The sequence below is a fragment of the Streptomyces sp. AC602_WCS936 genome (assembly GCF_019049125.1).
In the GTDB taxonomy this organism is placed as follows: Bacteria; Actinomycetota; Actinomycetes; order Streptomycetales; family Streptomycetaceae; genus Streptomyces.
In genome coordinates, this window is the sequence record NZ_JAGMUF010000015.1 from 1 (window position 1) to 14,167 (window position 14,167).

17 protein-coding genes are annotated in these 14,167 nt (G+C 70.4%); 7 read left to right on the top strand and 10 right to left on the bottom strand.

Going from position 1 to position 14,167, the window contains the following annotated elements:
- The first annotated feature begins 1,049 nt into the window (after positions 1-1,049).
- From KUM03_RS06680 to KUM03_RS06690, 3 genes are all read left to right on the top strand, one after another.
- Complete coding sequence (locus KUM03_RS06680; protein WP_308406269.1) at positions 1,050-1,808, top strand: hypothetical protein; 759 nt, start codon at positions 1,050-1,052, stop codon at positions 1,806-1,808.
- Entirely contained in the window at positions 1,805-2,278 is a 474-nt protein-coding gene (locus tag KUM03_RS06685) for a helix-turn-helix domain-containing protein (protein ID WP_217246080.1), read from the top strand. The genes KUM03_RS06680 and KUM03_RS06685 overlap by 4 nt, the downstream gene beginning before the upstream one ends.
- A gap of 358 nt (positions 2,279-2,636) precedes the next feature.
- Positions 2,637-3,083, top strand: coding sequence for a hypothetical protein (locus KUM03_RS06690; RefSeq protein ID WP_217246081.1), 447 nt, complete (start codon positions 2,637-2,639; stop codon positions 3,081-3,083).
- Between the two features lie 914 nt (positions 3,084-3,997).
- Here the strand turns inward: KUM03_RS06690 and KUM03_RS06695 are convergent.
- The 7 genes from KUM03_RS06695 to KUM03_RS06725 all read right to left on the bottom strand — a co-directional run bounded on the left by KUM03_RS06695 (position 3,998) and on the right by KUM03_RS06725 (position 7,585).
- Positions 3,998-4,270, bottom strand: coding sequence for a hypothetical protein (locus tag KUM03_RS06695; RefSeq protein WP_217246082.1), 273 nt, complete (start codon positions 4,268-4,270; stop codon positions 3,998-4,000).
- Positions 4,270-4,503 (bottom strand): hypothetical protein, encoded by a 234-nt coding sequence (locus KUM03_RS06700; protein WP_012477033.1) that lies wholly within the window; start codon positions 4,501-4,503, stop codon positions 4,270-4,272. The genes KUM03_RS06695 and KUM03_RS06700 overlap by 1 nt, the downstream gene beginning before the upstream one ends.
- Before the next feature lie 74 nt (positions 4,504-4,577).
- Complete coding sequence (locus KUM03_RS06705) at positions 4,578-4,865, bottom strand: hypothetical protein (protein WP_217246083.1); 288 nt, start codon at positions 4,863-4,865, stop codon at positions 4,578-4,580.
- A gap of 16 nt (positions 4,866-4,881) precedes the next feature.
- On the bottom strand, positions 4,882-5,220 hold the full coding sequence (locus KUM03_RS06710) for a hypothetical protein (RefSeq protein WP_217246084.1): 339 nt from the start codon (positions 5,218-5,220) through the stop codon (positions 4,882-4,884).
- A 199-nt stretch (positions 5,221-5,419) separates the two neighbouring features.
- Entirely contained in the window at positions 5,420-5,857 is a 438-nt protein-coding gene (locus KUM03_RS06715; RefSeq protein ID WP_217246085.1) for a hypothetical protein, read from the bottom strand.
- A 275-nt stretch (positions 5,858-6,132) separates the two neighbouring features.
- The gene (locus KUM03_RS06720; RefSeq protein WP_254398949.1) at positions 6,133-6,894 is read right to left on the bottom strand and encodes a hypothetical protein; all 762 of its coding nucleotides are present in this window, start codon (positions 6,892-6,894) and stop codon (positions 6,133-6,135) included.
- Positions 6,895-6,997: 103 nt separating this feature from the next.
- Positions 6,998-7,585 (bottom strand): HTH domain-containing protein, encoded by a 588-nt coding sequence (locus KUM03_RS06725; RefSeq protein ID WP_217246086.1) that lies wholly within the window; start codon positions 7,583-7,585, stop codon positions 6,998-7,000.
- Between the two features lie 227 nt (positions 7,586-7,812).
- Here KUM03_RS06725 and KUM03_RS06730 point away from each other — a divergent pair, with 227 nt between their 5' ends.
- The 4 genes from KUM03_RS06730 to KUM03_RS06745 all read left to right on the top strand — a co-directional run bounded on the left by KUM03_RS06730 (position 7,813) and on the right by KUM03_RS06745 (position 10,447).
- Positions 7,813-8,256 (top strand): NUDIX domain-containing protein, encoded by a 444-nt coding sequence (locus tag KUM03_RS06730; RefSeq protein ID WP_217246087.1) that lies wholly within the window; start codon positions 7,813-7,815, stop codon positions 8,254-8,256.
- A 9-nt stretch (positions 8,257-8,265) separates the two neighbouring features.
- Positions 8,266-8,496, top strand: coding sequence for a hypothetical protein (locus KUM03_RS06735; protein ID WP_217246088.1), 231 nt, complete (start codon positions 8,266-8,268; stop codon positions 8,494-8,496).
- Between the two features lie 67 nt (positions 8,497-8,563).
- Positions 8,564-9,094, top strand: coding sequence for a DUF6233 domain-containing protein (locus KUM03_RS06740; RefSeq protein ID WP_217246089.1), 531 nt, complete (start codon positions 8,564-8,566; stop codon positions 9,092-9,094).
- An 87-nt stretch (positions 9,095-9,181) separates the two neighbouring features.
- The gene (locus tag KUM03_RS06745) at positions 9,182-10,447 is read left to right on the top strand and encodes an endonuclease domain-containing protein (RefSeq protein ID WP_217246090.1); all 1,266 of its coding nucleotides are present in this window, start codon (positions 9,182-9,184) and stop codon (positions 10,445-10,447) included.
- Between the two features lie 54 nt (positions 10,448-10,501).
- On the opposite strand, the gene KUM03_RS06750 is transcribed toward KUM03_RS06745, so the two are convergent.
- The 3 genes from KUM03_RS06750 to KUM03_RS06760 form a co-directional block, all read right to left on the bottom strand.
- Entirely contained in the window at positions 10,502-11,062 is a 561-nt protein-coding gene (locus tag KUM03_RS06750) for a hypothetical protein (RefSeq protein ID WP_308406270.1), read from the bottom strand.
- Between the two features lie 255 nt (positions 11,063-11,317).
- The gene (locus tag KUM03_RS06755; RefSeq protein WP_217246092.1) at positions 11,318-11,875 is read right to left on the bottom strand and encodes an XRE family transcriptional regulator; all 558 of its coding nucleotides are present in this window, start codon (positions 11,873-11,875) and stop codon (positions 11,318-11,320) included.
- 12 nt (positions 11,876-11,887) lie between these two features.
- On the bottom strand, positions 11,888-14,134 hold the full coding sequence (locus tag KUM03_RS06760; protein ID WP_217246093.1) for a helix-turn-helix transcriptional regulator: 2,247 nt from the start codon (positions 14,132-14,134) through the stop codon (positions 11,888-11,890).
- Positions 14,135-14,167: the final 33 nt, after the last annotated feature.

The following is a 14,167-nucleotide window of genomic DNA, read 5'->3' on the forward strand; positions in this document are numbered from 1 at the left end:
GGGTACCACATCGCTGCGCGATGTGCAAGGGGGGCGGTCGCTGCGCTCCCGCTGGCCCGTGCGGAGCACGGGCGCCTCCCTCCGCTGCGCTCCAGGAGGCGGTGGGGCCGGCCGCTGCGCGCCCGGCTGGCCGCGCGGTGCGAGGCCGGGCCGATCGGGTGGGTGGGGTGCGGCTAGTGGGGCCTCCAGTACGGGAGTTGGGGGAGCGCGGGGCGCTCCCGGCGGGTCCGCTGCGCTCCCCCGCCTGACGGTCCTTCCGGCTGCGCCTCCAGAACCGTTGGGGCCCGCTGGCGCGGGCCGGGCTGGCTACTGGGGTGGTGGGTCGCTCGTTCGTGTGGGTTCCAGTGTACCGCGTGCATCGGGTTGATGCAGCATGTACCGTTGGCGGAAACACGGGACACCCCCCAACCACCCGGGTGGGGTGCGCCTTTTGATGAAACGTCAGCGCCCGTGTTTTGCCAACCAGTCACGCGAGGAATCACGAATTGAGCGGCTTCGGGCCTCAGCCACAGAACAGTACCTCGGATATCGGAAAGCATGAATTCCGGCGTGCGGAGGTACCGGAGCCGAACGGCCCCTCGGGCCGGGCGGCGGAACCCGCCACGGAGGCCGGCCCCGCCTCCTGGTGCTTGTTCGTCACGGTCGGCACCGCCCGAGACTCAGAGCCGCTGGTGCCGTCTACGGTCTGCGCGGGCCCACGGGCCCGCACGCGAAGCCGCCTCAGCCACGAGGGGTCCGGTCGGCGCCTGCGGGTGGACCTCAGCCACCTAATACTTACGCAGATCAAGAACCCGCTGGTCAGCGGCTTGCACGTTCGGCGATCTGTCACCCCAGGAGGTACACAACGTCTGCGATGTGTACCTCCTGAGTAGTCACATCGCAGACGGAATGTCAGCCTGGCCGACGTTTCGGGCTCGAAACGTCAGCCAGGCCGACGTTCACGACGGCGTCCCGTTGAACGGTCTGCCGTCGCCTGGAGGGGGGAGATCTGTCCCCCCTGGGGGGACACAACACGCCGGAATGTCAGTGAGGCCGACATATCTGTCGGCGTGGCTGACATACTGCTGGCGCCCAAGATCAGCGGAGTGGAGAGCAGCCTCGTGACACCCGAGCCACAGCGCCGTCGTCCCGCACCGAAGCGCGCGCCGCGCCGTACGGAGCTGCCCCTCGGTGAGGAGATCCAGGCGTGGTCCAAGCCGGTGCAGCCGGTTGACGACCTTGACTCGGTCGCTCGCCGCTACCCGCGCCGGAAGCTCTCGCTCAGCAGCGAGCGCAAGCCGATGGAGTTCTACGAGCACCCGGAGCGTCCCAAGGCGTTCTCCATGGACTCGCTGGAGTTCTTCTTCCTGATCGCGCAGTACTTCCGCGAGGCCCTGCCGCTGCGGCTGATCCTGCTGCTGATCGCTTGCCAGAAGGCCGGCGGGCAGATCCGGCTGACACAGGAGGAGATGGCGACGGTCCTGGACGTGCCCCGCGCGAAGACCAACGAGGCGCTGCAGGAGGTCATGAGCCATGGCATCGTCTTCAAGGTGCGCCGCGGTGTCTATCAGTTCAACCCGCCCTACTCGTACCGTGTAGCGGAGTTCATCCCGGGCACGGAGCTGGTCGAAGCCGAGTACGTGCAGGTCGACCAGGACAAGACGATCGCGAAGATCCGCAGGGACGAAAGCCTGCCGGATCTGGTGCGGTTCCCGTCGCTGGAGCACATGCGCGAGGCGATCGAGGAACTGCGCAAGAAGCGGGCCGAGGAACGCGCTGCACGCCGACTGGCCCGTGCGCAGCGCCAGGAGGAGGAATCAGCCCAGTGAGCACCTTGAAGTGGTCGGCGACCAATGCCGACGGTCTTCTCGCCGACCTGGACCTGCCGCCCGCCGCCTACCGCGCGCTGCTGAAGCTCCGGGCGCGCAGCGAGGCCGGCGGCCGCATCACGATGGACCAGGCAACCCTCGGTGAGCTGCTCGGGCTCAGCCGCCCCAGCGTGAACGCCGCACTGCGGGAGCTGGAGCTGGCCAAGCTCGTCAAGAAGGTCCGCAACGGCGTCTACCAGATCAACCCGATGCTGGCCGGCTACAACTCCCCCGAGGACGCCCTGGACGCCGTCAAGGCGATGCCCAAGGCGGACCGGCTGGACAGCAAGACCTACGTGGCGGACTACCACCGAGCCGTCGCCGCCTACCAGGACCAGCTCGCCGAACAGCGCAAGAAGCGCGCGGCCGCAGCCGCCGCCAAGAAGGCCGCGGCCGCCAAGAGGCGCGGTTCGCTACACGCCGTCGGCTGACCCGACCAACACCCCGCAGGGTATCGGCGCTGCACCCTCCATGGGCGCGGCGCCGATCGCGTTCCCGGTGTCGGCGCCGACACCAGAAGTCCCCGTCTGGGTGGACAAAGGTTTCCCTGTGCAGGACCAAACCGACCACCGTCAGCTCTGCTGGCGTAGCGCGGGCAGCGAGTAGGCGGTAGCACCAGGGATACCGCCTTGTTCTAGTTCTCCAGAACAAGCGCCGTCCTTCCGAGCACCGCGTACACCGTTCCCCTCCAGGGGAAAGCCGCAGGCGGGACGGCCCGCACGGGCGTTCCCGAAAGGCTTTGCCGCGCGCCGCCCACGCGAGCGCCGGCTGGCGCGGTACGAGTAGGCCGTGACGCACAACTTCGGCATCCACTTCACCCAGGAGCTGGCGAACCGCTACGGCCTCCCCACCGATGACTGGCCCGCGAGCACGGAGCCCGTGACGTCGTTCTTCACGATCGTCGTCAACGCCGTGGGTCGGGGCCGGGCCCTGGACTGGTTCGAGGCGGCACGCCGCGCCGAACGCCGCGTGGACGAGGTGGACCAGGCCCGGACCTATCAGTTCGGCTTCGCCGCCTACCTTGCCGACGCCCTGGACTTCTACGGCCAGCGGCCGACCCTCGCTGAGACCGTCGCCTGGGAGGCCGTGAAGGGAGCCCGCGAGGTCGCGCGCCACGGTTCAGGAATCGACCGCGACGCTGGCTTCGACGTCCTCCTTGACTGCGCCGTGCGGGCGTGCGGGCGCAGCAGCAGCCGACAGGACAACAGGTCGACAGGAGCAGCCGCGACCGCGTAGCCGCTGATTGCCGCGGTGCTCCGCTGTACGCGGTGAGGTCGGCCTTGCTACACGAGCAGCAGCCGTGTGCCGCCTGGCGGGACGCTCCTGCACGCCGGCCCGTGCTGCGGGACGCAGCAGACGGCCTTGCACCCTTCGCCACCAGGAGCAGCAGCGGCTGCTGTACGGCGCAGGTCGCGCGAGGTGCAAGGCGCGCTGCGGGATGCGCGTAGCGGCATCCGGGTCGTGGCTCTCCGGGGCGGGGCGTGCGAATGCTGCGCTGCGCTGGGGAGGCGTCTTGCACCCCATTGGTAGGTACTACAGGTAGTACCTACGTGCGGGTTGTAGATCTCCCCCCTGAGAGCGGAGCTCGGTCCGGGAGCGGCGGGAGGCGGTGCCCGAGGGGGGAGGGCGCGGCGCCCGTCGTGGAGCCGTCGCCGAGGGGCAGGGCGCTTCGCCGCCGCCCGAGGCGCTGTGCGCCGCTGTGAGCGCCTTTGAGGGCCTTGATCGTTGCTCGGGAGCCCGGAGGGCGTCAGAACGCCGCAGGCGGCCGTACAGCGCCGGGAAGGATCATGTGCGCCGGACGGGTGGGGTGTGCCTCGGTGCAGGTGGTGGCGGGTGATGTGTGCCCGCGCAGCGAGCTTCGCCCTCAGAGGGAAAGATCTACAACCCGCACATAGGTACTACCTGTAGTACCTACCAATGGGGTGCAAGGGTGCAAGGCCGGTGGCATCTGCCCGGCCGTACTTCCGGTACTTCGCCTTCGGCGGGTGAGGAAGAGCGCGCCCGTCATCAGGTCAGTCAGTCCTACGTCTTCCTTATACGCGAGCGATCCCTCACCAACCGACAGACCCGATCCCTCACCAAACGACGGACACGCGCGGAGGCCGGCCGCGCCAGCAGCACGCGGTCGGCCTGGTCCAGGACGTCGCGGGTCAGACCTCGAGGTAGGCGACGACGACCACGGTCTTCAAGGCCGTGACCCAGTACAGGAGGCGTACGCGCTCGACTTCGTCGGCGTACTCGCGCAGCTGGGGGCCGGCGGTGTCGCCGGGGATTGGCTCGCCGACCTCGGGGTCGACGGAGACGACGACCAGGGCGCGGTCCAGGGCGTGGATCTGAGCCTCGCTGGTCAGGTTCTCCAGCTGCTTGGCGGCGGAGTCGGAGAACGCGATCCGGGCGCGGCGGGGGCCGTGCTGCGGGGCCATCAGGCGACGGCCGGGCGCTGGGATGCGAGGCGGGCGAGGTGGGCCTCGCGCAGCTCCTCCCAGGGGGTGCACTGCTCGGGGTCGGGCAGGCCGTTGGTGGCGATGTCCTCCAGGACGGCGGCGAACCGGTCGGCGTCGGCGCGGGTCTTGGCCGCGTACGCGCGGACCGCGTCGGCGGCCGCGGGCTCCAGCTGCCGGGCGGCGGTGTCGGCGGGGGCCGGCTGTTCGCTCATCGAGGGCCTCCAGGGCGCGAACGGGCGTGTGTCACCACGGTATCGGCCGCACGGCGGCCGTGGGACCGCTCTGCTCAGTCGGGTACGGGGCTCGCGGCCACGGCTCCTTCGACCTTGGCGCACCAGGGTTCGCCGGCGCACTTGCCTCCGAGGCCGGGCACGGCGCAGGTGCACTCCGGTTCGCGCTCGGTGATCTGCGTGATGCGGTAGAGGCCCGGGGTCATCTTGTCGATGCGCAGCTTCTGGACCTTCGCCGTGGCCTCTTGGATCGAGACAGCGTGGGTGGTGTAGATCAGGGTGGTGACGCCGGGGTGGGACGGGTCGGTGCACCGTGCCACGACCTGGTACTCGTGCTGCGTCATCGCGCCTCCCGGGTGCTCAGGCGGGCAGGCCGGGCAGGACCTGGCCGTCGGTGATCTGGGTGCGGGCGGTCAGGGCGTGGCCGTCGCAGACCACGTAGCGGTCGCCGTTGTCGGCCTGGATGGTGTGGGTGGCCGGCTCGGTGCAGGCCGTGTCCAGCCGGTCGTACGGCCAGACGTTGAAGCACGTGAAATCCGTGCACCAGGAGTCGAAGCCCTCGGTGGCTCGCGCGCGGGACTTGAGAGTGCCGCCGTGCTCCGGGCACACACCCCACGGCACGGTGCACCGGCTCGGGTCGGTGGCGGTGCTTTGCAGGGCCTGGGCGTAGAGCGCGGCGGTGGCGCTGTCGGTGCTCACCCCGGCGATTCTTCCGCACTCCCCGGCCCGCCCGGGGCCGATCCCGGCGGCTCATGCGGGGGCGCGATGTCCGATGACACAGATCAGCTGAACAGTGACACAGGTGAGCGTGTCCACCTGGGGAAACAGGGGGGCGATGACACAGCTCGGTCCACTGTTCAGGTGGGCGAGGTGTCCCACTGAACTTTGACCGGTGCCGTCAGCCGGCTCGGAGGGCCTCGTTGCGCAGGGCGCGCAGCAGGGTCAACGCGTCCTGGTTGTCCGCGTCGGTGAAGGCGTGGATCGCGAGCAGGAGGGATCCACCGATCCGTTTGGCGGTGACGAGATCGTCGCCGGCGAGGACGGCCTGGTGGTACAGGGAGTCAGTCAGGAGGAAGACGATGCGCGCCATGGGATCGCCGTTGAGCTCCGCGACGCGCTGGCCGGTCTCGTCGTGGGTCATGGTGGCCTCGATGCCGAACGCGGCGAGCAGGACGCGGTGAAGCGTGTGCTTTCCGTACGCGGCGAGCAGGGCCGCCAGCGGGCGCTCGTGCGCGCCACCCGCCAGGACCTCCAGGGCGCCGTCGTTGTTCTGGACGACGGCCTCCAGCGCGGCCAGAGCCCGGAGATGGTCGTCGTTGGTCAGCTCGTCATCCATGGCACCGCAGAGTAGGTCGATGCCCGGCGTGCGCAGTGATGCTTGGCGTGAAACCACCCGCCAGTGTCTTGGCGGGGACCGCAGCCGGATGCGGACCGTAGTCGCTCCGGGAGGGGTGTCACGCTGATCGGCGAGGTGGCCGAGATTCGGGGCCGGGCCCGTAGTTCCGGGCCGGATCGTCAGCGTGACACCCCGGCGTGACAGCCGGATCGGGGTGCGTGACACCGGTCGGCGTGACAGCGTGACAGTCACCCTCGGTGATCACGGATGCGGTGCTACGGCCGGGCGCGGGTGAGGAACGCGGCGAGCGCGCCAGCGGCTTCGGGCTCGGTGGTGGTGAGCCGGGCCACGAACGCCAGTTCGTCGACGTTGGCACCGGGGACCAGGCGGGCGAGTTCGGCGAGCAGCGCGGCGTGCGCGAGGACCGGCGGTGTGAGAAGGCCGGCTGCTTCCTCGCGGGCGGCCGGATCGCGGTAGTGCCCGAGGTGAGCGGCCAGGGCGTGCGCGAGCCAGCCGTCGACGTCGGCCTGGACGTACCCGCCCGCGCGCCGGGTGAGTTCGTCGCGGACGGCTTCGTCTCCCGTACGGGGCTCGGTCTGCTCCAGCGTGCCGAGCTCGCGCAGCGCCTGGAGCTCGTCGGCGCGGGCCGCGATCCGGGCGGCTTCGCGCAGTTCGGCTTCCCGGGCGGCGGCGGCCGCGGCGTCGGCGGCGAGCTCGGCCTGAACGACGTCGTCGGCGTCCGGGTCGTAGACCGTGCCCGTAGGCGCGGCGGCGAGCAGCTGGTCCAGGCGTTCCCACTCCGCGAGCTCCGCGCGGCCGCGGACATCGTCGGCCAGGTCCTCGAGCCGCGAGTTCTGCCGGGCGTCGAACCGGGCGTCCTCGAGGGCCGCCGCGACGGCGCCGGCGTCCATGCCCTTCGCCCGGCGCCGTACAACACGGCGACCGATCCGGGCGGGGTCGACCGGCTCACGGGGCGCAGCGAGGCGCGGGGCGAGCGGTCGACGGGTGCCGCCGCCGGGCGGCCACATCCTGGTCATCTTCGGCCTCGCATTCGTGGTGAGGAATCAGAGCGGGCCGCCGCCAGAGCGCTGTGCGGCGGCCCGCCGATACGTTTTATAGCAGGCTGTGAATTCGAGCGGGTCAGAACCGGAAGTCTATTTTCGACACGGACGTGAAATCTGCGCGCAGGCCATCGGCCCGTGTGCCCCATTCCGTGAAATACGACTCGGTGATGGCCTCCGCGACGATCGGATGCAGATCTTCCTCCGTCGCACCGGCCTCCTGGAGCTCCAGGATCTGCTTCACGTAGAAGGGCGAGATGTCCGTGGTGATCTGGCGCTCGCGGCCGTCGTCCGAGCTGCCCGTGCAGGTGAATCCAAAGTAGGCCGTCACCTCCACCATCATCCCCCTGGAGGTGGCCGCCTGCGCGCGTGCCTGTGCTCTGACCTGCGGTTGCCACTCGGATTCGGTCTCCTCCACCAGGGCGGCCTGGAGGCGCTTCTGCGGGGTCGTCAGCTTCCCGGCGCGGTAGCGCTCCACCGTGCGGCGCGAGACGCCCAGGCGCTCCGCCAGATCCTTGGTCGACCCCTTCGCCCGCGTGAGAAGGAATTTCACCTGTGCCTTTGCGGATTTCGGCGCGGGCCGGGTGAACACCTTCCGCTCCGCCTGTGCGAGGGCTTCCAGGACCTTGCCGCGGCGCGGGGCTGGCTGCTGCTCGTGATCGTTCATGCCTCCAGGGACCACGGATCGCCTGTGGATAGTCGCCGAGGAATCCCGCAGGACCGTGTGCGAAACCGTGCTCGGCACTTGAGAGCCTGATCCCTGCATGCTGAACGGACAGCAGGGGGACAGCACTCGGTATGACGTGGAGGCGACGGTCGACAGAGCTGGTGCACCAGGGCCCTTTTCTGTCAGTGCACCGCGATGCTGTCCGACGTCCGGATGGCACAGAAGGCGTGTACGAGCACGTGTCAGTCTCCGACGGCGTGCGTGTGGTAGCCCTCGACACTGCCGGGCGGACCCTGCTGGTGGAGGACACCTTCTACCTCCAGGGCCGGCGCATGTTGCACGTGCCAGGCGGCGGGACGGATGGGCAGGAGCCGCGCCGCGCAGCGCTGCGTGAGCTGGAGGAGGAGACCGGCCTGGCCGCTGGCCGGCTGGACACACTCGGTGTGATCGATCCGCTGCCTGGCACCACACGGGCGCGGGCCCACCTGATGCTCGCCACAGATCTCCGGCCGGGCCGGATGCGCCGGGATGCGACCGAGGAAGGTATGACTGTGCAGTGGCGTCCGCTGCACGATGCCGTTGAAGCGGTGCGTGCCGGTGAGATCACGGAGGCCGGCAGCGTGACCGCCCTGCTGCTCACGGCCCTTACACCAGGTCGCCACCAGCTCTAGAGTGGGCACATGCTGAAGCTGATCAGCTGGATCAAGCACTGGGCCGCGTATCGACACGCGGCCGGGAAGCTGATCGTGGCGTGCTCATGGTGCAGGACAGTGGCAACGTCCGACGGATTCATGGTGGACCGGCGCACCGGCTTGGCAGTGCTGCCTCCCGGCTGGGACCGGGTGGAAGACACCTCTCTGTGCCCCCTCTGCGTCAGTCTGTACTACACCGACCGGCCACTTGTCCCTTGATCACTGGTGTGCCGCAGGGGCAGTACGGGCGAGTGTTCTGTCGGCGTCCGTCCGTACGGTGGGAGGCGTGACGACGTCCTCCGCTCCCGAGCCGGTGCCGGTGCCCATCCGGGTGCTGCTGCCCGGGAACCAGGAGGTCGTCGCCCACCTGTGGTTCCGGCGCCAGGCACCCGACGGCTGGAGGTACGAGGTCGGCCTGCCGGCGTACCGCAACGGCCCTGGGGACTCGGTGGAGCCTGCCGAGTACCGGGTCTGGGTGCGCGCCCCGGACCACGTGCGGCCTGTGGACGGCGTCTCGTACGACGCCGTACCCACCGATTACCTCAAGCCGCCCTCGCCCGTCCAGGTGGCGCTGGGGCCGCGGCGTCAGTCCGGCTGGGTGCTGGCGAAGGCCGGCGGCCGCGGTCCCGGCCGGGGCGGTGTCGTGCACGCCGTCGACTGCGAAGAGGCGCCGGCCGGGGCGCCGGTGCTGCCGCTGGACCGGGCGCTGGACGCAGCCGAGCAGCCGGGGGTGCGGCTGTGCTCACTGTGTGGCGCGGCTGCCGAGCTGGACCCCGTCCTCAAGGGCTTCGAGCGCGGCTTCGAGGACGGCGAATAGACCCGCACTCGCGCGCCTGTACGGAGATCCGATCTCACGTGCGAGTGCGCAGGGGATGCTGTCAGACCCCGCTGCCACCATCCGGGCATGGCCCAGATCAGCCCCCGGCTCGCCCGCACATACTTCGCGGAGATCTCCGCCGCATCCGCCCTCCCGCTCGACCCGGACGACCTCGTACACATGGTGCGGCGGCGCCAGCACGGCCACGTCGTCATCGGCGACATCGCGATCCGCTGCTACAAGAACAGGTCGAAGTGGACGTACGACGAACGGGACATCCGACGCGCTGCCCAGGCGTTCGCTGACTTCCGCCTGGACCCTGGCGACGTCGTCGAGTTCCAGGTGCCGCCCTACCGCGAGCGTGACGATCAGGACCCGGAGGAGCGGGGGCGGGCCGACTGGCGGGAGAAGATCGCCTCCTGGATGTACTGGCACGCCCGCCACAGGCACCAGGAGCAGCGGCACTACGAAGACTGGAACGACAGCTGGCAACGTATCGGCGCCGACGGGCTGCCCGGTGACCTGACCTGGGAAGAGTTCATCGCGGCCCACAACGGGCGCCGGCAGAACATCGCCAACACCCGGCCGTTGGAGCTGATGACGCGCTCTGGAGACAGCCTGCTGCTGCCGAGGGCCTACGCCGAACTCCTCGACCGGTGGGAGCAGGTGACGGAGGGCCTGGTCGCCCAGGCCCGAACTTGCGGCCGCTGCCGCGCCCAGGGCCCGCGTGGGGATGCCTGGCGCACACCGAGCCCCCTCGGCTACGTCACCCTGTGTCCGCCGTGCTCGGGAGCCACCTTCCAGCGGTACACCGGCCACCTGCGCGGCGTGCTGTACGAGTCGGCCCGCACGCGCAGCACCCGCGCCGACGGCTACCTGTGCCGCCTGTGCTCGGAGGGTCGGGCGGCGGTCTGGGATCACTGTCACGATCACGGCCTGGTCCGCGGCCCACTGTGCGGCAGTTGCAACACCTATGAGGGAAAGAGCACCGCGCACTCCTTCCTGCAGAACAAGGAGGGCGCCGCCCTGCACCTGTTGGAGTGTCGCGTCTGCCTGGAGCGGCGCACCCTGCCCGCCCGGTACCACGCCGCCCTCGCCCGGATGCATGTGGAGGCGACGGAACGCCACATCATCCGCTCCCGCCGATGCAGGCACGTGCCGTGGATTGAGCGCGTGGAGCTGGCCCATGGCGCGTACCGGTTCGAGCTGTCCTGCTGGTGGCACAAGGCGACGTGGGCGAAGGACGTCACGGTCGCTGAGACGGTGACGCTCGTGAGGGAGTTCGTCGAGCAGGCCAGCACTGTCGTACCGGCCCCACGCAGCCCGGCGTCGGACACCACGCTCCAGGCGTGACGTTGTTCCGGTACGCGAGCGAGCCAGGACCGTATCCGTCCAGGTTCGCTGACGTCAGCGGCGGGTGACGGCGTAGCCCGCGTCGTTGACGGCGCGGGTCCACACGTCGCGGTCGAACCACTTGGTGATGTTCGGCTGGAGCTCGGTGATGGTGCGCATCCGGGCTTCCCAGTCGTGTCCGGCCGGGCCGCGGCTGCCGTCGCAGCCGGTGCAGCCGTCCTCGCCGTGGATGTGGCCGGCCATCCAGGCGTTGACGGCCACGTTGATGATGACCGCGTACAGGTCGCCGCCGGTCTGCGCGAGGGAGTCCGGCACCCCGGCGAGGACCAGGGCGAGCTCCGGGTTGTCGATCGGCGGCATCGGAGCCTGCCCGACGCCCTTCTCGCTGCTGCTGTCCTCGTACGACGCCACGCTCTGCGCGAGCCGGTCGGCCGTGACGGAGGCGTCGAAGTACCGCCAGGCGGAACGTACCTGGATCCCGAGCCGCTCCGCCACGGTGGTGATTTGCCGTTCGATCGTGTCCTCCACGGTCGCCGGCGCGAGGGTCACCCCCTGGCGGGCCAGCTCCGCGAGCGTCTGGGCAACGGCTTCCTTGAACGCCTTCGTGTTCCGCACCACCGCATCGTAGGCGCGTCGACGCAGCCGCCGAACTCGCTTCTTCAGCATTGACCGGCGACGACGTGCTGGGTGCGGGCCTTCGTCGACGCGGCCCTCGCCGCACGGGAAGGCCGGCGTTCCCGGTCCGGCCAGAGTCGCGGGGTGACCGGCACCAGGCGGCGTCGTTGAACACGGCATCGCGTGCATGAATATCCGACCCCCCCGCGGATACGCGAGCGAGCCCGGACCGTGTCGGTCCGGGCTCGCGGGCTGCTAGAGGTCGAACTCGAGGTGCTCGATGTCCGTGAACCGGACCTCCTCCAGGGAGCCGGCGCGGCGCCCGCCGTCCTGGAAGTAGACCTCTTTGAGCGCTTCGGCCGCGATCTTCTGCAGCTCGTCATCACCGGCGCCCTGCTCCTGGGCGTCGAAGAGGCGGGCGGCATAGACGGGCGGCAGGGCGACGGTCAAGTGCCGGATGCGGTCCTGGTCCGTCGACCCGATCGGCGCGGTGTAGCCCATGCGGGCGCGGGCGTCGATGACGATGCCGCCCGTGCTCGCCGCCTTCGCCCTGGCCTTGGCCCTGATCTGCGGCTGCCAGCGCTTCTTCACCTCGCTCTCCAGGCGCGCGGCGAGGTCCGGGCGGGGCTTTTTGATCTGGTTCTTCACGTACCGTTCGACGGTGCGCTGGGAGACCCGCAGCATCTGCGCGACCGCCTTGGTGCCGCCGAGCTGCTTGACCAGGTACCGCATCTGCGGGCCCGCGTTCTTGGGCGCCGGGCGCGTGAACGCCTTCTGCACGGCGGCGTCCAGGCCGTCCCCGAACAGGCTCATCGTGGCCTACTCCTACTCTCCGTTGTCGACGTCGGTGACGGTGCCGTCCTTGATGTACCGGGCGAGGTTGAGCTGCGGGGCGTTGAACCGCTCCCGGACTTCCTCGCCCCACAGGACGTCCTGCGTGCCCTCCCACTTGACCAGGCCGGGGTTGATGCCGAGCTTGAAGCCGCCGGGCAGCGGCTTGCCCTCCCGGTAAGGCAGGAAGTCCAGCGGGCTCGGTCCGCCGGCGGCGTAGACGACGCAGTCCGACAGGATCGCGATCGGGTACTGCCCGGTGAACGCCGCGTGCCGCACGATCTTGCGGTGCAGGTTGATGCGAGTGCGGGAGATGACCGCCGCCCGGATATCGGGCCGCCACGTCGGCCGGGACAGGGCGCGCCACGGCTCGCCGGGCCGCCAGTTCTCGCCCCGGGGCCGCTCACGCAACTTGCCGATACCGTCTTTCGCCGTGGCCTTGACCGCGGAGACGACGATGGCCAGCTCGGGGTTGCGTTCCTTGTAGCCGTCCATCGCGGCGAGGAATTCGGCCGGGGCGAGGTCGGCGTCGACGCCGAGGTCGGCCATCGTGGCGAGGTAGGCGTCACGGAGCCGCTGGTACCAGCCGTCCAGGTAGCGGCCGTTGTCGTAGCGGACCCACGCCTCCAGCGGGCGCACCTCGTAGCCGAGCTCCACTGCGTAGGCGACGGTGGGCGTCGCGTACCAGGCCGGGCCGGTCGGGCGCTCGCCTTTCTGTGTGAACGGGGACGGCAGCAGGGCGCCGTCCAGTTCCACCCACTTGTCCTTGCCGACCTTCACGTGGGACAGGTCGACGTGGGACAGGTCGACCAGCCACGAGCCGGGCAGCTTCGGGTCGAACGCGGGGGCCTTGACGTGCGTCGCCTCCCCGAGGCCGACGTTGAGGCCGTTGGCGCCGGCGGCGAAGGCCATGTTGACGTCGATGCCGACCAGATGCCGCAGGGTGCACTCCGCGTCGGTCATCGGCCGCGCCCAGTCGTACGCCTCCTCGAACAGCTTCTCCGCCGGGCCGCGCACGTGGAAGCGGGGCAGGTCCTTGAGGACGGGGTGGCCGTCGGGGACCTCGCAGGGCGGGAAGTTCATCGGGTCGATGGCGTCCTTGCCGAGCGAGCCGGGGTTGTGCTCGGAGTGCCGCTTGCCGTCGGCGTCCGGCTCGGAGGCCCGGGTCGGCGGGTGCAGCGCGGTCATCAGCTCGAGGCCGGTCACGGCGGTGGAGCCGCGCGGCGTCATCACCCGCGAGGCGTACACGCCCAGGACCCGGGCGAGCTCCGCCGACGGGAGCTGCCCGGCCTCGCCCCAGTGCCGGGTGTCCAGCGCGTTCCACGACGGGATGCACAGCTGCACGCACGCCCGCTCCGACCCGGTGGCGGGGCGGTAGATCCGGGCCCACGGCCCGAAGCCCCTCTTCGTCAGCTTCCACTCCGCGCGCACCAGCTGCTTGATGACCTTGTGGCCCTCCGGGATCCGCCCGGCGTGCTTCTCCTCCTCCGTGAGCGTGACGGGCAGGCCGTAGCGCTCCAGCGCGGCCTCGGTGAGGACGATGAGCGGGTCGGCGTCCTTGCCGGGCCCGGACAGCTTCGGCTGGCCGAGCTTGGCCTCGCGCAGCGTCCAGTCGACCAGGGCTGGGATGCTCTTGGCGGGCACGTCCAGGACCAGGCCGCCGGTGCAGTACGCCAGCACCTGCCCGTCCTCGACGTCGACGACCGCCAGCGGCCCGTTCTCGAACCGCGAGTCGGTGCCGCCCGCCGGCGTCCCGGCCGGGGCCGCCTTCTTCGCACCCGGACGGCGCGACGTCGCCGACGGCCTGGTGGTGCGCGCCGGACGGGACGCGGCCGCCGGAGCAGCAGTGACAGGGGCAGGGGCAGGGGTCTGGGTGTTCTCGGTCGCAGTCATGACCGCAGCCTCGGACGCCTGGCCTGTGGACAGAGTCCGCGGTTCCTCCGCGGCGGTCGCACTGGTGAACGTGGCCGGCACCGGGGCGGTCGGCTCCTCCGAGGCGGGGTAGAGCTCCGCGAGCTGCCTCAGCAGCCGGGCGTACGCCTCACGCTCCGGGCCGCGCGGCTCGGTCGGCTTCTTCACCGACTCCCATCCGGACACCGTGGCCCGCCGCACCTTCAGTGCGCCGGCGACATCGTCCAGCGTCAGACCGTGCGCGACCCGCAGCCGCTTGCGCTCCTCCGCCGGTGGCAGCGGAGAGCGGGACGCGACCAGCGCGTCGACCGCGTCGAACAACTCGGACATGGAACACCTCCTGACCAACACTCTACCCCATTA